Source organism: Escherichia sp. E1V33, assembly GCF_004211955.1.
Classification (GTDB): domain Bacteria; phylum Pseudomonadota; class Gammaproteobacteria; order Enterobacterales; family Enterobacteriaceae; genus Escherichia.
Genome location: NZ_RHJI01000019.1, coordinates 149,654 through 168,695 on the forward strand (window position 1 = coordinate 149,654; position 19,042 = coordinate 168,695).

General features: G+C 52.1%; 16 protein-coding genes and 1 pseudogene. 6 read left to right on the forward strand and 11 right to left on the reverse strand.

What is annotated here, in order from left to right; all coding sequences use genetic code 11:
* Nucleotides 1-12: 12 nt before the first annotated feature.
* From glxK to allA, 9 genes are all read right to left on the reverse strand, one after another.
* The gene (gene glxK / locus D9742_RS17415; RefSeq protein WP_130237701.1) at nt 13-1,158 is read right to left on the reverse strand and encodes a glycerate 3-kinase; all 1,146 of its coding nucleotides are present in this window, start codon (nt 1,156-1,158) and stop codon (nt 13-15) included.
* A 21-nt stretch (nt 1,159-1,179) separates the two neighbouring features.
* On the reverse strand, nt 1,180-2,481 hold the full coding sequence (locus D9742_RS17420) for a uracil/xanthine transporter (RefSeq protein WP_097315694.1): 1,302 nt from the start codon (nt 2,479-2,481) through the stop codon (nt 1,180-1,182).
* A 56-nt stretch (nt 2,482-2,537) separates the two neighbouring features.
* On the reverse strand, nt 2,538-3,899 hold the full coding sequence (allB, locus tag D9742_RS17425) for an allantoinase AllB (protein ID WP_000006887.1): 1,362 nt from the start codon (nt 3,897-3,899) through the stop codon (nt 2,538-2,540).
* A gap of 61 nt (nt 3,900-3,960) precedes the next feature.
* Nucleotides 3,961-5,415, reverse strand: coding sequence for a putative allantoin permease (locus tag D9742_RS17430; protein ID WP_130237702.1), 1,455 nt, complete (start codon nt 5,413-5,415; stop codon nt 3,961-3,963).
* A 168-nt stretch (nt 5,416-5,583) separates the two neighbouring features.
* On the reverse strand, nt 5,584-6,462 hold the full coding sequence (gene glxR, locus D9742_RS17435; RefSeq protein ID WP_000765839.1) for a 2-hydroxy-3-oxopropionate reductase: 879 nt from the start codon (nt 6,460-6,462) through the stop codon (nt 5,584-5,586).
* 100 nt (nt 6,463-6,562) lie between these two features.
* Nucleotides 6,563-7,339: a hydroxypyruvate isomerase gene (gene hyi, locus D9742_RS17440; RefSeq protein WP_130237703.1), complete on the reverse strand. Its 777-nt coding sequence runs from the start codon at nt 7,337-7,339 to the stop codon at nt 6,563-6,565.
* Nucleotides 7,340-7,351: 12 nt separating this feature from the next.
* Entirely contained in the window at nt 7,352-9,133 is a 1,782-nt protein-coding gene (gene gcl / locus D9742_RS17445) for a glyoxylate carboligase (RefSeq protein WP_130237704.1), read from the reverse strand.
* An 89-nt stretch (nt 9,134-9,222) separates the two neighbouring features.
* On the reverse strand, nt 9,223-10,038 hold the full coding sequence (allR, locus tag D9742_RS17450) for an HTH-type transcriptional repressor AllR (protein ID WP_130237705.1): 816 nt from the start codon (nt 10,036-10,038) through the stop codon (nt 9,223-9,225).
* 77 nt (nt 10,039-10,115) lie between these two features.
* The gene (allA, locus tag D9742_RS17455) at nt 10,116-10,598 is read right to left on the reverse strand and encodes an ureidoglycolate lyase (RefSeq protein ID WP_130206359.1); all 483 of its coding nucleotides are present in this window, start codon (nt 10,596-10,598) and stop codon (nt 10,116-10,118) included.
* A 229-nt stretch (nt 10,599-10,827) separates the two neighbouring features.
* On the opposite strand from allA, the gene allS reads away from it, so the two are divergent.
* From allS to D9742_RS23720, 3 genes and pseudogenes are all read left to right on the forward strand, one after another.
* Nucleotides 10,828-11,754 (forward strand): HTH-type transcriptional activator AllS, encoded by a 927-nt coding sequence (gene allS / locus D9742_RS17460; RefSeq protein ID WP_130237706.1) that lies wholly within the window; start codon nt 10,828-10,830, stop codon nt 11,752-11,754.
* 68 nt (nt 11,755-11,822) lie between these two features.
* Nucleotides 11,823-12,917, forward strand: coding sequence for a tRNA 2-selenouridine(34) synthase MnmH (gene mnmH, locus D9742_RS17465; RefSeq protein WP_130237707.1), 1,095 nt, complete (start codon nt 11,823-11,825; stop codon nt 12,915-12,917).
* Nucleotides 12,918-13,515: 598 nt separating this feature from the next.
* Nucleotides 13,516-13,614 (forward strand): annotated as a pseudogene (locus tag D9742_RS23720) (hypothetical protein); the annotation flags it as partial.
* 15 nt (nt 13,615-13,629) lie between these two features.
* On the opposite strand, the gene ybbP reads toward D9742_RS23720, so the two are convergent.
* A complete protein-coding gene (gene ybbP, locus D9742_RS17470; protein ID WP_130237708.1) occupies nt 13,630-16,044 on the reverse strand; it encodes a putative ABC transporter permease subunit YbbP in 2,415 nt (804 codons plus the stop codon).
* Entirely contained in the window at nt 16,041-16,727 is a 687-nt protein-coding gene (gene ybbA, locus D9742_RS17475; protein WP_001110573.1) for a putative ABC transporter ATP-binding protein YbbA, read from the reverse strand. Before ybbA ends, ybbP begins: the two co-directional genes overlap by 4 nt.
* On the opposite strand from ybbA, the gene tesA reads away from it, so the two are divergent.
* The 3 genes from tesA to cnoX are packed head-to-tail and all read left to right on the forward strand — an operon-like array spanning nt 16,698 to nt 19,035.
* Nucleotides 16,698-17,321 (forward strand): multifunctional acyl-CoA thioesterase I/protease I/lysophospholipase L1, encoded by a 624-nt coding sequence (gene tesA / locus D9742_RS17480; RefSeq protein ID WP_001295836.1) that lies wholly within the window; start codon nt 16,698-16,700, stop codon nt 17,319-17,321. The two genes, ybbA and tesA, sit on opposite strands and share 30 nt — an antisense overlap.
* Nucleotides 17,311-18,120: an NADP(+)-dependent aldehyde reductase gene (gene ybbO / locus D9742_RS17485; RefSeq protein ID WP_000148959.1), complete on the forward strand. Its 810-nt coding sequence runs from the start codon at nt 17,311-17,313 to the stop codon at nt 18,118-18,120. The genes tesA and ybbO overlap by 11 nt, the downstream gene beginning before the upstream one ends.
* A gap of 60 nt (nt 18,121-18,180) precedes the next feature.
* Nucleotides 18,181-19,035: a chaperedoxin gene (cnoX, locus tag D9742_RS17490; protein ID WP_001295322.1), complete on the forward strand. Its 855-nt coding sequence runs from the start codon at nt 18,181-18,183 to the stop codon at nt 19,033-19,035.
* Nucleotides 19,036-19,042: the final 7 nt, after the last annotated feature.

Consider the following 19,042-nt stretch of genomic DNA (forward strand, 5'->3'; position numbering starts at 1 on the left):
TAAAGGCAAGAGTCAGTTTTTAATTCCCTGACCTATTTTAATGGCGCAGGCAATATTTCGCGCGCTGTTGAAGAGATTGGTTTCACCGCTGGCGAGCACTTCGGCTAAAGGTGCCAGACGAGGCAAAATGCTGAATACCGCGTCAATGCCGTACTGTTGCACCACTTCCACGCCATCACCCAATACGCCAGCAATCCCAATCACCGGTACATTAAACTGCTTCGCCACCGACGCAACGCCCAGCGGCGCTTTACCGCCTGCCGTTTGCGAGTCGATGCGCCCTTCCCCGGTGATCACCAGCGCCGCGCCCTGCACCGCCTGCTCCAGGTTGACCGCCCGCAGTACAATCTCAATACCCGGTTTAATATCCGCATTGAGAAATACCGCCGCCGCAATACCCATACCGCCCGCAGCGCCGCCGCCCGCCATCTGGCAGACGTTGATTTCAGTTTGCTGTTGTAAAACACGGGCGTAATTTTGCAGCCCCTGTTCCAGCTCTTCGACCATTTCCGGCGTTGCCCCTTTTTGCGGGCCAAACACCGCCGCCGCGCCGCGTGCCCCTACCAGCGGGTTATCAACGTCACATGCTACTTCAATATGGCAGTTCGCCAGACGCGGATCGCATTCATCCATCTCAATGCTTGCCACGCGCGCTAAATTGCCGCCGTTAGCCACCAGCACCTGACCGTCGGCATCAAGGAAACGCACACCGAGCGCCTGCGCCATGCCCATACCGCCGTCGACCGTCGCACTGCCGCCAATGCCGAGAATAATATGGCGAATGCCGTTATCCAGCGCATGACGAATTAACTCCCCCGTACCAAAACTGGAGGCCAGCAACGGATTACGCTTTTCAGGCGCGACCAGCATCAGGCCACTTGCTGCCGCCATCTCAATCACCGCCGTTTTCCCGTCGCCGGTAAGGCCATAAAAAGCATTCACTTTTTCGCCCATCGGCCCGCAGACTTCAAGCGTCACGATGTTGCCGCCCGTCGCGGCGACCATCGCATCCACCGTCCCTTCGCCGCCATCCGCTATCGGCAAACAGATATAGTTCGCATCGGGAAAGAGGGTCGAAAACCCGGCTTTAATTGCCTGACAACATTTTTCTGCACTTAAGCTCTCTTTAAAAGAGTCTGGCGCAATGACAATCTTCATTATCAATCCTTTTTCAACAAATTATTCGATGCGTTCCCACGGAATAAGGTTATCCATAAGAACAGCCAGTAAAATCCCGACCAATAAGCCGTTACTGAGCAGAGGACGAAGCGTTAATGGAAGGTCTTGCAGATACACAGGCGGTAATGCCATTAAAAATATGCCGACAAATAACGGCAATGCGAGTCGATAAATATTGCGAGCGGTAAACGTTATTTGCTGGCTAAACACCAGCGCGGAAAAGAGTAAAGGCAGATAAGAAACCAGCATGACCGCACTACTCACGGGTAAAGGGATACTGCAAAACAGTCGCGTGAGTGCCGGAACCAGCGCCACCAGCAGGCAAATAACGCTGCCATAAATAAACGAACGCCGCGTGTAATCGCCAGTCTGGGTTAATAAACCAATGGATGAAACAAACGGTGAAAATGGAATTACTGCCAGCGGCACGGTTATCAGTGTCATAAATCCGGTCGCCACAAAGCTGCGACTATAACGCGTATTCCCCGCGCCCTGCTGCGGATAAAAAACATCCGTGCCCCGAATCGCACCGTAGGTATTGCTGATATTTACCAGACCTGTAATCACCGCCGTCAAAATAATCCCCGGCGACAAAGCACCGCCACTGCCGAGCGGGAACCACTGCCAGTGCAACTCACCGGAGAGCGAATGCGAAGAAGGAAAGCAAAAGTACCACAACAACCAGCCGGTTATCGTACCGACCAGCAGGCCATAACGGGCAAAACGTTGCGGCAGAAAGATAATCATCGCCAGTACCAGGCACATCACCGCCACCGAGAGCGCGAACGGTGGTAACTGAATTTTAAAATTTGGGTCGGCTATGCCAAACGGTAGCCCGAGCATACCTTTGAAAAAGATAGTGGTCAGCTGCGCGCCCAGCATCAACATAAACAAGACCATCACCGACGGCGTAAATAACCGTGCCAGGCGATGGCCTAATCCGCTAAAACCAATCAACATCGTCAGCACGCCGGAGAGCGCAATCCCCACTGCCAGGCTGGTGGCGATATCGTTGATCGGTGTCCCGCGCGATGCTTCGCCAAGGGTGATAGTTAGGATGGTTCCCCACCACAGGCCCCCCGGCCCTTCCATAATAGCGCGACGATGGCCACAGAACGCCTGAGCGAAGCAGGCCAGTGCGGTAGCAAGAAAAGCATATTGTGTGAGTGTAAGCAGGCTACTTTGCGGCAACTGAAAAGCAGAAAGTAGCGTAGGAGGAACCACAACCGTGTTGCAAAAAATAAAGAAAAACCACTGAAATCCTGATAACAGGCTTTCGCGGCTAACTGCAAAATTGAACATAAACACACCTTAACCGGAGAATGCCCGCCGCAAGGACGGGCATTGCAGGGGCCAGATTACTGCTGATGTTTAAGGATAAATTGACCTTTCGGCGCAACAGGGAAGCCCTGTTCGATGTCGTAAATCACATCACCACGTAAGATGGTTTTCGTGATACGCGCGCCAATGGTACGGCCAACATACGGGCTGACTTTGTGGCGATATTCCAGATCGTCATTGGTAAGAACATAGCTGCTATTCGGCTGAATGAAGACGAAGTCGGCATCTTTTCCTGGGGCGATACGGCCTTTTTGCTGCAGACCAAAAATATCTGCTGCGTTAGTCGCCATTAATTTGCCGAACATTGGCAGAGACATTCCGCGTTTCTGTACCGCTTCATCGAACATCACGTCCATACAGTTTTGCAGACCGGCAATACCGCCCCATGCTTCCATGATGTTGCCGGCTTTCATTTCCGGAGGGCATGGTGAGTGGTCGGAAACCAGGCAGTCGATTTCACCGTTAAACAGTTTTTCCCACATGCCTTTCTGGTTTTCCAGATCGCGGATCGGCGGTGAACACTTCGCCAGAGTACCGATTTCTTCGAACTGATCGGTATCCAGTACGAAGTAATGCGGGCAGGATTCACAAGTAACGTCCTGACCTTCCTGACGTGCACGAGTCACTTCTTCAACGCCTTCCGGGCTGCTGATATGGCAAACGTGCAGACGGCAACCGGCAACTTTCGCCAGATACAGCACGCGGCGAATCGCTTCCACTTCGGTAAATACCGGACGCGAAGCCACATAGTCATGGGCAGTTACGCGACCTTCACGTTTCGCTTCTTCGCCCAGTGCGTCACAGATCAGCGCGTTTTCGCAGTGCACCAGCACCGGCTGCCCCAGTTCGCCCAGCTTCTGCGCACCTTTGAAGAACTGCCAGTCGTTTACATCACGGAAGTCGTTGTCGATACCGCGATCGCCACAGGTCGCAACGAAGCATTTGAAGCCGACAACGCCTACTTCATCCAGCTCATGCAGACGGTCGATGTTGTAAGACACCAGGCCACCGAGTTGTGCCGCATCGATAGTCAGCTTGCCTTTAGCGGCATCGAACTTCAGTTCAATTGAAGCGCGGTCAACCGTTGCAGGCAGCTGGTTGAGCGGCATTTCGATCATGGTGGTGATACCACCTTTTGCCGCTGCGCGAGTGCCGGTTTCATAACCTTCCCAGTGGCTACGACCCGGTTCAGAAATATGGGTGTGCGCATCAACCATGCCCGGAGAAACGACCAGGCCAGACGCATCCATAACTTCTTTTGCATCGCCCAGATCCTGACCGATAGCGGCAATTTTTCCGCCTTTAACGGCGATATCTACAACGCGAGCTTCGTTTTCTAAAATGACGGTGCCGTTTTTAATAATTAAATCAAAAGACATAACAAACTCCTTGTAAAATACAGATTGGTTTTTCTAACTCAATTTTGAATATCGGGATTAATTAACCTGTGACTTTTTGCTCTCCTGTTTTTTCGACTGCTGTGCGTTTTTTTAATAAAGCGTAGGCCGCAAAGGCGACGATCACGCCGACAAACCATGAAACACGCGATAACGGTTCCATGACCGGAATAAATTTACCGCCGAGAGATAAAACAACCGCAACCAGAGTTACTGAGAACGCCGTGAGATTAAATCCGTTATCGTAATATTTATAATCGCCAGGTGCGGTGTACAGTTCATCAAGATTAATTTGCCCACGCATCACCACAAAATAATGCGCCATCATGACACCAATTACCGGACCCAGCATTCCGCCGATGATATCGAGGAACAGATAAATACTGTCCTGATTTTCCATTAATTTCCACGGGCAGATCAGCAGGCTGATAATACTGGCAATCAGTACGCCGTTTTTATAGGTCAGTTTTGTCGGTGCAATGGCAGCAATCTGATAACCGGCCGGAATAATATTACCGGTGGCGTTCGTGGAGATGGTGGTCATCAGAATAACCAGTACCGCAAAGAACGAGGCAAACAGGCTGTCCCAACGCTGAACAATATCCAGCACGTTCCAGGTGTCAGCGCCGTAGTGAATACTGGCTCCGGCAATAATACATACCCCAGCGACCGCAAACAGAATATAGGCCACAACTAAACCCAGCGTTTGCCCCAGCGCCTGTTCACGAAACGAGTGGGCGTTTTGCGTAAAGTCGGATGCGCTCACCGCCGGTGCCGCCCAGACCGCAACTACCGCGTTAATCACTACCAGGAACAAGAATCCACTGTTTTCTGCTTTCTGAATACCGCTCGGAATGTAGTCAAAGATTGGACCGAGCCCGACCAGCGAAATCGCCCAAATCGCCATACCGCCGAAAACGATATAGATGCACGGGTTAAGAATGGCAGTGAATTTATTTAAAACTTTGCCACCGCCAAAACCTATACCAACGTTGACCAGCCAGAAGAGTAAGAAAGTAATTAAGCCCGGTAGAGAAAGGCCTAACAGCGTGAAATCACCACCGAGAGTTAAAAATCCTGGCCAGATTTTGCCAATCAGAATCAAGCAGGCCAGTGACCCCGCGTAACATTGCAGGCCAAACCACATTATGGCAGCAATACCGCCTCTTAATAATCCGGGAAACAGTGCGCCACGTACGCCATAAGAAGCTCGCAGGATCATGGCAAACGGTACGCCGTATTTACTGCCTGCAGCGCCGTTTAATACCATTACCGCGGCAATGAAAAAGGCGCTGAGGATAATTGCCAGCATAATACTAAAGGTAGACAAGCCGAGAATAAAAAAGCCGCCGACCATCACATAATTGGGAACGTTATGAACCGAACCCATCCATAAGGTAAAATAGTTAAATGTTTTCCAGGTCCGCTGACTTTGCGTTTTCGGCAATAGATCTTCGCTATAGCCGCGTTGCTGGAATAGTTTTCTCTGATGTTCCATAAATCCCTCTTAATTTCACGTATCGAATAACGTTGTTTTAATCTAGCTATGAGGAACAAATAAAATAAAAATATTATTTTTAATACTGAAGCAACATCTTTGGCTGCTTTCTTTTTTAATATTGCTGGCCGATTCATTTTCTGATATCGGCCATTTTTATTGCGGGTATCAGGCCAGTTTATGGTTAGCCATTAATTCCAGCGCCTGCACTAACGCAGAGTGATCCAACTGGCTGCCACCGTTTGCCGCACAGGTATTAAATAACTCCTGGCAGGTCGCGGTGTTTGGCAGATTCAGCGCCAGTGCTTTCGCACTTTGCAGTGCCAGGTTGAGATCTTTCTGGTGCAGCGCAATTTTGAAACCTGGATTAAAGGTGCGTTTAATCATGCGCTCACCGTGAACTTCCAGAATACGTGAGGAAGCAAAGCCGCCCATCAGCGCCTGGCGCACACGTACCGGGTCCGCACCGGCTTTTGAAGCAAACAGCAGGGCTTCAGAAACCGCTTCAATATTGAGCGCCACGATAATCTGGTTTGCCACTTTGCAGGTTTGACCGTCGCCGTTACCGCCCACAAGGGTGATATTTTTACCGAGCAGTTCAAACAGCGGTTTAACACGTTCAAATACCGCTTCGTCACCGCCAACCATAATTGACAACGTCCCTTCACGCGCGCCGATTTCACCGCCGGAGACTGGCGCATCGAGATAATCACCGCCCAGTTCATTCACCTGACGAGCGAAACGTTTAGTTTCAATCGGGGAAATGGAGCTCATATCAACAATGGTTTTGCCCTTTAGCGAGGCTTTGGTACAACCATTTTCACCGAATAGAACTTCTTCAACCTGTGGTGTATCCGGCACCATAATAAAAATGATGTCCGATGCTTCCGTTACCTGGCGCGCAGTTTCAACACTGACGGCACCCAGTGACAGTAATTCATCAGCAACCGGACCAATGGTTGTGACATGCAGTTGATGACCGGCACGCGCCAGATTAATGGCCATCGGAGTACCCATAATGCCTAAGCCAATAAATCCCAGTTTCATAATTAACCTCTTTTTAAATGTCGCTATTCCTGAATTCAGACAACACGATCCCCTGCCGACGTTGCGGCCTAAAAAAGCATTGTCTGAACAGCGTTACGTTTTAACGGTACGGATCCATCCAGCGTAAACCGGCTTCCGTGGTGGTTTGGGGTTTATATTCACAACCAACCCAACCGTTGTAGTCAGAATTTTCGATTACCTTAAAGAGATAATCATAATTAATTTCTCCGGTCCCCGGTTCGCCGCGATGCGGATTATCGGCAATTTGCAGGTGACCTATTTTATCGGCCCACTGAGTCATGGTGTTGGTTAATTCACCTTCCATCCGCTGCATGTGATAAATGTCATACTGAATTTTCAAATTGCAGCAACCAACATCATCAATCAATTTCAGCGCCTGCCGAGTTCCGGTGAGATGGAAACCAGGAATATCAAAATGGTTAATAGGTTCAATCAGTAATAAAATATCTTCTTTCATCAGCATATTCGCGGCATAACGCAGGTTTTCTACAAGCGTTGCGTGAATCTGTTCACTGCTGAAACCAGCCGGCGTTTTACCGACCAGACAGTTAATTTTTTTATTACCCAGCGCACGGGCATAACAAATCGCTGCTGCTACGCCATCCCGAAACTCTTCTTCACGGCCAGGAATACAGGCAATACCGCGCTCCCCCTCCGCCCAGTCACCCGCCGGTAAATTGTGCAGCGTATGTTCGAGTTTATTACTCGCCAGCACCTGTTTTAATTCTTCAATGTCGTAGTCATAAGGAAACATAAATTCAACGCCGCGAAAACCACACTGCGCAGCTTTCTCAAAACGGGCGAGAAAATCATATTCACCAAATAACATCGATAAATTAGCAGAGAAACGTAACATTATTTATCTCCCTTATTCATAGTGCATGAAGCAGGTTTCAGTCGGTGCATCCGCTGCGTTATCGGCGATATCTTCAAATTCCATGACGTTATCCAGTTCGCTGCCCATCGAAATATTGGTTACACGTTCCAGCATAATTTCCACCACCACCGGGACACGGTACTGCGCCATTAAGGCTTTCGCCTGTTCAAAGGCTGGAGCAATATCTTCCGGTTTGAAAACGCGAATAGCTTTACAACCTAAACCTTCCGCTACTTTCACGTGGTCAACGCCATAACCGTTCACATCACTGGAGTTAATATTTTCGAACGCGAGCTGTACGCAGTAATCCATATCAAATGCGCGTTGCGACTGGCGAATCAGACCGAGATAGGCGTTATTGACCAGCACATGGATGTACGGAATGTTGAACTGTGCGCCAACGGCTAATTCTTCAATCAGGAACTGGAAGTCGAAGTCACCGGAAATCGCCACCACATTGCGCTCTGGATCAGCAGCACACACGCCCAGCGCCGCCGGAATGGTCCAGCCCAGCGGGCCTGCCTGACCACAGTTGATCCAGTGACGGTCTTTAAAGACATGCAGCATTTGTGCCGCAGCGATTTGTGACAGACCGATGGTGGTGACATAGCAAACATCGCGACCAAAGGCTTTGTTCATCTCTTCATACACGCGCTGCGGTTTAACCGGAACGTTGTCGAAGTGGGTTTTACGCAACAGAGTGCGTTTGCGTTGCTGGCAGTCGGCGACCCACTCTTTACGACACGGCAGACGACCCGCTTTTTGCATCTCCTGGGCCACTTCAACCAGCAGCGTCAGCGCCGCTTTAGCGTCGGAGACAATGCCGAGATCCGGACACAGCACGCGGCCAATTTGCGTCGGCTCAATATCGATATGAACGATTTTGCGCCCTTCGGTGTATTTCTCTACCGAACCGGTATGACGGTTAGCAAAACGGTTACCGATACCAAACACCATGTCGGACGCCAGCAGCGTTGCATTACCGTAACGATGCGCGGTTTGCAGACCCACCATCCCGGCCATCAGTTCGTGGTCATCCGGGATACAGCCCCAGCCCATCAGCGTTGGGATCACCGGAACGCTGGTCAGTTCGGCAAACTGTTGTAACAGTGCGGCAGCATCGGCGTTGATCACTCCGCCCCCAGCAACAATCACCGGACGCTCGGCCTGGATTAACATTTCTACCGCTTTTTCGATCTGCATACGGCTGGCAGCAGGTTTGTAGACCGGCAGCGGTTCGTACATGTCAGGATCAAACTCGATTTCCGCAACCTGAACGTCGAACGGTAAATCCACCAGTACCGGACCCGGACGACCAGAACGCATCAGGTGAAATGCCTGTTGCAGCACGCGAGGCACCAGCGCCGCTTCACGTACTGTAACCGCCATTTTGCTGACCGGTTTAGCAATTGCTTCAATATCTACGGCCTGAAAATCTTCTTTATGCAGACGGGCGCGCGGAGCCTGGCCGGTAATGCACAGAATAGGAATGGAATCAGCAGAAGCAGAATAGAGCGCGGTAATCATATCAGTGCCCGCAGGACCGGAAGTCCCCAGACATACGCCGATATTCCCTGCCGTTGCGCGGGTATAACCTTCCGCCATGTGCGAAGCACCTTCCACATGACGCGCCAGAATGTGACGAATACCGCCGTGCTTACGCATCGCTGAGTAGAACGGATTGATTGCAGCTCCCGGAACGCCGAAGGCGGTGGTGATACCTTCTTTCTCCAGCACATACATTGCCGCGTCAACGGCTCTCATTTTTGCCATTTTATTCCTACCTCTATTAATTGGAAAAATTTTCCAACTTTCAAATTTTGTCAAAAAAACCCGCTCCGCAGAGCGGGATGCGACAGACACTATGGATGTGCTTTCAGTCCCAACGCCGTGCTGATATCGCGGGCGGTGTCTCTGACCAGCTCACCCTGACTGACAAAACGATCTTCTGTCAGTCTTGATGAAGGCCCGGAGATGGAGATAGCGGCAACAACACTACCTACATCATCGTAAATTGCTGAAGCTATGCAATTCAGGCCGACAACATGCTCTTCTTTATCTACGGTATAGCCCAGTTCACGCGCTTGTTCCAGGTCCTTCAGCAAGGTGGGCATATCCACAAGCGTAGTTGGCGTAAACTGCTGCAAACCCGTTTGCAGGATGATGCTCATCAACTCCTCTTCCGCCAGCGGATAAAGCAGCGCCTTGCCTGCACCGGAAGCATGCAGTGGCAGACGACTGCCCAGCGGCGCACACATCCTGACCATCGATTTACACTCTAACTGACCAATTAATACCGCTTCATTGCCGTTACGGATCGCGACATTGACCGTTTCGCCGGAAAGTAACATCAGGCGGCGCATAAACGGCCCGGCGACGGAGAGGACATCACGGTTATGGATGTACGCCGAGCCGACGTTAAAGACACCTAATCCTATATGCCACCAGCCTAACTGACTGTCCTGATAGACAAAATCCGCTGCCTGTAAAACCTTTAACAGGCGAAAGGTCGTTGAAAGCGGCAAATCCAGATTGAGAGAAATATCGCTAACCGACGAACTTCCCCCACTTTTTTCCAGATATTGCAGAATCGCAATTCCCCGCTCTAACGCCTGTGCGCCCTTCTGTGCCACAGGCTCCGCCTGTCCTGGCCTGCCGCGCCGTCTAACTTCCGTCATACCTACGTTAACTCCGACCTACAAGTGAGCATAAACAATGAACAATTAGTTTATCTTATGCAAGTCGGTTGCAGGCGTCACGCAAAACAGAGTTCCTGTTCAGGAATACTTTCAACATCACAGTTGTCACTGCCGCCGCGATCGATGGTCAGAAAATCGGTGACGCGCTGCCAGGCGAAAAGCGGGTGGTGCCAGACGTTACGATGATAATTCACCCCCTGTTCACCGTTGGTGATAAACGCCCGCAGCGTTGACAGGTCTGGTTTGTCGTCACCTGACGCCACGACCACCACAAACACTTCGCCTTTCATCGGGATAAACGCCTGGGTACCGAGCGGATGACGTTCGAGTTCGTGAATAGTCAGCGGCAGATTCGCCGGTTGCGCGCGGTTAATGCTGATAAGCGTACGGTCTTGCTCAAGAATCTCAACCAGCGCCAAATCGTGATAGCGCTCTACCAGGCCATTGTTAATATGGAAAAAATCCCGTTGCTGCGTTTCAATAACGTCGCCATAAGCACAGAAGGCTTCCTGACTTAACGGTAATACCTGAAGTTTCATCTTTTTGTCCTTGTAACATAATTCCGTTCAACCACCGCCGATCGGTCAGCTTGGTTTGAATAACAGGCAATCTAAAACCTTAAGAGAACAACATCAACACAAAAGTTGGAATATTTTTCCAAAACTAGATTTAGCCCACAAATCACGCAGGGTTATCATGTGAAAATACAGGTAAATCAAAGGACAAGAAAATCACGCAACTTGCGGATTTAAAAGGGGATACCTGAAGATGTTTGATCCAGAAACTTTGCGGACTTTCATCGCTGTTGCCGAAACGGGAAGTTTTTCAAAAGCGGCAGAACGATTATGTAAAACCACGGCAACCATCAGTTATCGCATTAAACTTCTGGAAGAGAATACCGGGGTGGCATTGTTTTTCCGTACCACTCGCTGCGTGACGTTGACAGCGGCAGGCGAACATCTGCTTTGTCAGGCCAGAGACTGGCTGAGTTGGCTGGAAAGCATGCCGAGCGAACTGCAACAGGTGAACGATGGCGTGGAACGCCAGGTGAATATCGTCATCAACAACCTGCTCTATAATTCCGAGGCCGTCGCCCAACTGCTGGCATGGCTGAATGAACGTTACCCGTTTACCCAGTTTCATATCTCCCGGCAAATCTATATGGGCGTCTGGGATTCGCTATTGTACGAAGGTTTTTCGCTGGCTATCGGCGTCACGGGAACTGAGGCGCTGGCAAATACCTTTAGTCTTGATCCCTTAGGATCGGTGCAATGGCGATTTGTCATGGCGGCGGATCATCCGCTGGCGAACGTTGAAGAGCCGCTAACAGAAGCGCAGTTGCGTCGCTTTCCGGCGGTCAATATTGAAGACAGCGCCCGCACCTTAACCAAACGCGTCGCCTGGCGATTGCCAGGGCAAAAAGAGATTATTGTTCCTGATATGGAAACGAAAATAGCAGCCCATCTGGCGGGCGTTGGCATTGGTTTTTTGCCAAAATCACTTTGCCAGTCAATGATCGATAATCAACAACTGGTCAGCCGGGTAATCCCAACTATGCGCCCGCCTTCGCCATTGAGTCTGGCATGGCGTAAATTTGGCAGTGGCAAAGCGGTGGAAGATATTGTGGCCTTGTTTACCCAGCGCAGACCGGAAATCAGTGGATTTTTAGAAATTTTCGGCAACTCACGCAGTTAAAAATCAAGTTTCCTTGCGCGTTGGCGCGTAAAATAGCGCGCAAGCTGATTTGAGGTTTACTTTTTACTATGCAAGAGAGACACACGGAACAGGACTATCGTGCCCTGCTGATTGCTGATACGCCCATTATTGATGTTCGCGCCCCTATCGAGTTTGAGCAAGGCGCAATGCCCGCAGCTATCAACCTGCCGTTAATGAATAACGATGAACGCGCCGCTGTTGGCACCTGCTATAAACAGCAAGGGTCAGATGCGGCGCTGGCACTGGGGCATAAACTGGTGGCGGGTGAAATTCGTCAGCAGCGTATGTACGCCTGGCGGGCAGCGTGCCTGCAAAATCCGCAAGGTATTCTCTGCTGCGCCCGTGGCGGTCAACGTTCACATATTGTGCAACGCTGGCTGCATGAAGCGGGGATTGATTATCCGCTGGTGGAAGGCGGTTATAAGGTACTGCGCCAGACTGCGATTCAGGCAACCATTGAACTGTCACAAAAACCGATAGTGCTGATTGGCGGTTGTACCGGCAGCGGTAAAACGCTTTTGGTACAACAGCAATCGAACGGTGTTGATCTGGAAGGGCTGGCGCGTCATCGCGGTTCTGCTTTTGGTCGCACGTTGCAACCGCAGCTTAGTCAGGCGAGTTTTGAAAACCTGCTGGCTGCCGAAATGCTAAAAACCGACGCCCGTCAGGATTTGCGCCTGTGGGTGCTGGAAGATGAAAGCCGGATGATCGGTTCGAATCACCTGCCGGAATGTCTGCGCGAGCGAATGACCCAGGCGGCGATTGCGGTGGTAGAAGATCCGTTTGAGATCCGTCTTGAACGCCTGAACGAAGAGTATTTCTTGCGTATGCATCATGATTTTACCCATGCTTTTGGCGACGAACAGGGCTGGCAGAAATATTGCGAATACCTGCATCACGGACTTTCGGCGATTAAGCGTCGGCTGGGGCTACAGCGCTATAACGAACTGGCTGCACGTCTGGATGCGGCGCTGGCAACGCAACTCACCACTGGCAGTACCGACTGTCATATGGCCTGGCTGGTGCCGCTACTTGAAGAATATTACGACCCGATGTATCGCTATCAGCTTGAGAAAAAAGCGGAAAAAATCGTCTTTCGCGGTGAGTGGGCGGAAGTGGCGGAATGGGTTAAGGCGCAGTGATGGGCGGTATTCTGAAACGGCGATTGTCGTGAGAACAGAATGGTTGCACCAAAATACAGATATAAAAAAACCGACATGACAGTCGGTTTTTTTATTTTTTCCGCCCAAGACTTGGTGGTTCCGGGCAGAAATGAAACAGTCCTCATCTAGCAAGTGAATTATAAGTCAGGATGCCTACATATTCAAACAGCTATGTTGGCGATACAATCCCGACGCTAGTAGTGATACTGCCTCAAGGGATTACCGCAGTGCGGAAAAGTACTTTTAAGTCCTGGTCAGGATACAGGTGGTGCTGATTCTGGTGCTCTAATTTGGAGAGAGGCAGTCCTCATCTAGCACATGAAGAAAATCATAGTTACAGGCAACGTAAGGGTAAGCTGTGATTGTCTTTCTCCCTTAAGGGAGCAACGGATGAAAACTTTTCTCGATAAAGTTCTCATCGTGCTTAAGGCGCTAATCGCGCTGCTGGAACTGATCCGTCAGTTTATTGAATAACTGAGGAAACGTAGCTAAGGCCGAAGGTTTACCACCTTCGGCCTTTAAAAAAACCGACATGACAGTTGGTTTCAGATTTATTGCCAAAATGCACACTGTTCATGCCGGATGCGGCGTAAACGCCTTATCCGGCCTACACAATCTTGCAAAATCAATATATTGCACGCTCTTCGTAGGCCTGATAAGCGTAGCGCATCAGGCAATCTAACACCTGTCATCACCCCGCAAACTGCCTGAACAGCGCCTTACCCTTAACCAGTCGCGCACCCAGCCAGCCGCCGAAAAGCGACAGCAGCAGCGCACCGCTGCACGGCAGCACAATCCACAATCGCCAGTCTGGCTCCCACGGAAAATCAAACACTTTCGCCTGCAACACTGCCAGTGCCGTTTCTGCACCAATTGCGGCTACCAGGCCGGAAACAAACCCGAGCATGGCGAACTCACACCACAATGTCGTGCGCAGCAGTTTTTTCCCCGCACCGAGTGTGCGCCACACCACCAGCTCCTGATGACGCTGACGCATTCCCACCTGCACCTGTGCCAGCAACAGCAACATACCGCAGGCGGTGACCAGCACCACCATCACTTCCAGCGCCCGACTTACCTGCTCCAGCACCTGGCCGACCTGTTTTAAAATCGCGCCAATATCTAACAGGCTAATGGTCGGGAACTGGCGGTTGAGTTGCGTCAACATGCCGTTGCCATTCTCCCAGCGGAAACTGGTAAGCCAGCTCTGCGGCTGCCCGTCTAATGCCCCTTCAGGGAAAATAAAATAGAAATTAGGCCGCAGACTTTCCCAGTCCACTTTGCGCAGGCTGGTCACTTTAGCGCGGAACTCTTGGGTATCGCCCATAAAAGTCACGGTATCACCGAGGGCAACGTTTAAGCGTTTCGCCAGCCCCTCTTCCATCGACACTTCATCAGCTTTTGGCGGCCAGTTACCGGCGACAATCGGATTATGATCGGGCCGCGTATTTTGCCAGGTAAGATTGAGTTCGCGATTGAGAGCCTCATCTTCATTGCCTTCTGTCGGCTTGCCGTTAATCGCCGTCAGTCTCGCCCGCACCACCGGATAAAACGATTCCGGGACTATCTGATGTTCCGCGAGGAACGCTTTTAGCGGTGCTACCTGTTCTGTGGCGATGTTGATTAAAAAGTAGTTCGGGCTTTCTGGCGGTAACTGCTGCTGCCAGCGGTCGAGCAGATCGCCACGCAGCACCAGTAGCAGTGCCAGCAGCATAAAGGAGAGCGAAAATGCCGAAAGCTGGCTTAACGTTGACCACGGCTGACGTAACAAGCGGCTAACCGCCAGGCGCAGAGGCAGCGATTTCAGCGTCATGCTGCGTAATACATTCAGCAGCATCCAGCCCAGCACACCGCACAGCAAAGCCAGTACTACCGCGCCCGCCAGCACCGCCCAAAGCAGCATACTGCCGCCCATTAATCCGGCGAGCAGCAGCACAACCACCACACTGACAATCGGCAGATAAAACTTCAGCGGCCAGACGTTCGCAACCACATCATTACGTAATACGCGTAAAGGCTGCGTTGCCAGCAACAAGCGGTATGGTCGTAGCCCCACCAGCAGCGAGATGACCGTCATGGTGCCGAGCGCCCATAGCCATGGCCAGAGGCTGGCTGGCGGTAGTGCAGCAGGCAGAACGGGCTTGAGCAGCACCATCAACACATTTTCGAACAACAGCCCTATCGCCCCACCGGTAACGGCTGAAAGCGTCAGCACCATCAACCACTGACCGACGATTAGCTTACGCAGTTGCGCTCGCCCTGCCCCCAGCGTTTTGAGGATCGCCACCAGATCGTAGCGACTACGACAGTAATGATTCATCGCCACCGCCACCGCCGCCACTGCCAGCAACAAGGTCAGAAGCGCCGAAAGCAGTAGGAACTGTTGCGAGCGTTCCATCGATCGCCCCAGCGCGCCTTTGTCCTGTTCCAGACCGTACCAGCGTTGTTCGGGTTTAAGCTGGGGTAACAACCATTTCTCATAGCCGTCGAGCTGGTTCTCGCTGCCCCCGAATTTATAACGCCAGGTGACCCGACTCCCCGGCTGCACGGCTCCGGTCTTATCGACATCCGCCAGATTCATCATTAGACGCGGAGCCATCTGGAAGGGGTTAAAACCGGAATCCGGCTCCTGAATCACTTCTCCGGCAATCCGCAAAGTGGCATCACCCACGTCGATGGTGTCGCCTGTTTTCAGGTTAAGCAGTGCCAGCAGGCGTGGGGCCAGCAATACGCTGCCCGCCTGCGGTTTCAGGCCAGGGGGATTAGTTTGCAGATCGCCATACATCGGGTAGATGTCATCCACCGCTTTGACGTTCGCCAGCTGCGGTGTGTCGCCTGCAAATGTCATCGTGGCGAAAGTCAGCTGCTTGCCGACTTTCAGGCCGCGCTTTTGCGCTTCCTCCAGCCACGCTTGCGGTACTTCGCGCGAACTGCGCAACGCCCGATCGCCCGCCATAAACTCCCGGCTTTGTTGGCTTAAGCCCTTCTCCATGCGATCGCTGATGTTGCCCAGCGCCAGCACGCAGGCCACCGCCAGGCTTAGCGCCAGCCAGACAATTAATAGCGACGGCGAACGCCATTCGCGCCAGAACCAACGTGCAATCATGCTTCCTCCTGCAACTGCCCGTTCACCAGCCGTAAGCAGCGGTCGCAGCGTGCCGCCAGTTGCAGGTCGTGGGTCACCATAATCAACGTGGTGCCATGCTCACGGTTGAGGGAAAACAGCAAGTCGGCAATTTTATCGCCCGTCTGGCGGTCAAGGTTGCCGGTGGGTTCGTCGGCAAACAGCACATCAGGTCGACCGTTAAAGGCTCGCGCCAGCGCCACTCGTTGCTGTTCGCCGCCGGAAAGCTGTGCCGGAAGATGATCAAGACGTTTACCCAGCCCTAACTGTTCGAGCAACGCTTTCGCCCCGTTACGACTTTCTGCGCTACTCTCACCGCGCAGCAGCGCCGGAAGCTCGACGTTTTCCAGCGCGTTAAGGGTAGGAATTAACATAAACGACTGAAAAACAAAGCCTACGTGCTTCGCGCGCAACTTTGCCCGCGCTTCTTCGTCCATATTATGTAGCGGTTGTCCCACCAGACTCACTTCGCCACTGCTGCCGTCATCCAGCCCTGCGAGGATTGCCAGCAAGGTTGACTTACCCGATCCCGACTCGCCCACCAGCGCGATGGTCTCGCCACGTTTGACAACCAGCTCAACTCCGGTGAGGATGGAGAGTTCATGCTCCCCCTGACCGACGGACTTCTTAAGATGATGAACTTCAACAATGTTTTCCGCTGGCATTTGCCCTTCCTGTTCCTGGTCCTGTTAACCTTCCGTGCCGCCGCAGCGGACACGTTATTGATTCTGGGTGATAGCCTGAGCGCCGGGTATCGAATGTCTGCCAGCGCGGCCTGGCCTGCCTTGTTGAATGATAAGTGGCAGAGTAAAACGTCGGTAGTTAATGCCAGCATCAGCGGCGACACCTCGCAACAAGGGCTGGCGCGCCTTCCGGCTCTGCTGAAACAGCATCAGCCGCGCTGGGTGCTGGTTGAACTGGGCGGCAATGACGGTTTGCGTGGTTTTCAGCCACAGCAAACCGAGCAAACGCTGCGCCAGATTTTGCAGGATGTCAAAGCCGCCAACGCTGAACCATTGTTAATGCAAATACGTCTGCCTGCAAACTATGGTCGCCGTTATAATGAAGCCTTTAGCGCCATTTACCCCAAACTCGCCAAAGAGTTTGATGTTCCGCTGCTGCCCTTTTTTATGGAAGAGGTCTACCTCAAGCCACAATGGATGCAGGATGACGGTATTCATCCCAACCGCGACGCCCAGCCGTTTATTGCCGACTGGATGGCGAAGCAGTTGCAGCCTTTAGTAAATCATGACTCATAAAGCAACGGAGATCCTGACAGGTAAAGTTATGCAAAAATCGGTCTTAATTACCGGATGTTCCAGTGGAATTGGCCTGGAAAGCGCGCTCGAATTAAAACGCCAGGGTTTTCATGTGCTGGCAGGTTGCCGGAAACCGGATGATGTTGAGCGCATGAACAGCATGGGATTTACCGGCGTGTTGATCGATCTGGATTCACCAGAAAGTGTTGATCGCGCAGCCGACGAAGTGATCGCCCTGACCGATAATTGTCTGTATGGGATCTTTAACAATGCCGGCTTCGGCATGTATGGCCCCCTTTCCACCATCAGCCGTGCGCAGATGGAACAGCAGTTTTCCGCCAACTTTTTCGGCGCACACCAGCTCACCATGCGCTTGTTACCCGCGATGTTACCGCACGGTGAAGGGCGTATTGTGATGACATCATCGGTGATGGGATTAATCTCCACGCCGGGTCGTGGCGCTTACGCGGCCAGTAAATATGCGCTGGAGGCGTGGTCAGACGCGCTGCGCATGGAGCTACGCCACAGCGGAATTAAAGTCAGCCTGATCGAACCCGGTCCCATTCGTACTCGCTTCACCGACAACGTCAACCAGACGCAAAGTGATAAACCAGTCGAAAATCCCGGCATCGCCGCCCGCTTTACGTTGGGACCGGAAGCGGTGGTGGACAAAGTACGCCATGCTTTTATTAGCGAGAAGCCGAAGATGCGCTATCCGGTAACGCTGGTGACCTGGGCAGTAATGGTGCTTAAGCGCCTGCTGCCGGGGCGCGTGATGGACAAAATATTGCAGGGGTGAGTTGAAGCGCGCGCTTAAGCCCCCATGTCAAAGAAAATATCGACAACAGAGAGCGACTCCATGTCCGTAGAAAATATTGTCAACATTAACGAATCTAACCTGCAACAGGTTCTTGAACAGTCGATGACCACTCCGGTGCTGTTCTATTTTTGGTCTGAACGTAGCCAGCACTGTTTGCAGTTAACCCCAATTCTGGAAAGCCTCGCGGCGCAGTACAACGGGCAATTTATTCTGGCGAAGCTGGACTGCGACGCGGAGCAGATGATTGCCGCCCAGTTTGGTCTGCGCGCGATTCCGACCGTGTATCTGTTCCAGAACGGGCAACCGGTAGATGGCTTCCAGGGGCCGCAACCGGAAGAGGCGATCCGCGCCCTGCTGGATAAGGTGCTGCCGCGCGAAGAAGAGCTGAAAGCGCAGCAGGCGATGCAACTGATGCAGGAAGGCAATTACACCGACGCCCTGCCATTACTGAAAGACGCCTGGCAGTTGTCGAATCAGAACGGGGAAATCGGCCTGCTGCTGGCAGAAACGCTGATTGCGCTGAACCGTTCAGAAGATGCAGAAGCGGTGCTGAAAACCATTCCGTTGCAGGATCAGGACACCCGCTATCAGGGGCTGGTGGCGCAAATCGAACTGCTGAAGCAGGCGGCTGATACGCCGGAAATTCAACAGTTGCAACAGCAGGTGGCGGAGAATCCAGAAGATGCCGCACTGGCAACGCAACTGGCGCTGCAACTGCATCAGGTTGGGCGCAATGAAGAGGCGCTGGAGTTACTGTTTGGGCATCTGCGTAAAGATCTCACCGCCGCAGACGGTCAGACACGTAAAACGTTCCAGGAGATCCTCGCTGCGCTGGGTACGGGTGATGCACTGGCGTCGAAGTATCGCCGCCAGCTGTATGCGTTGTTGTATTGATTTTCCG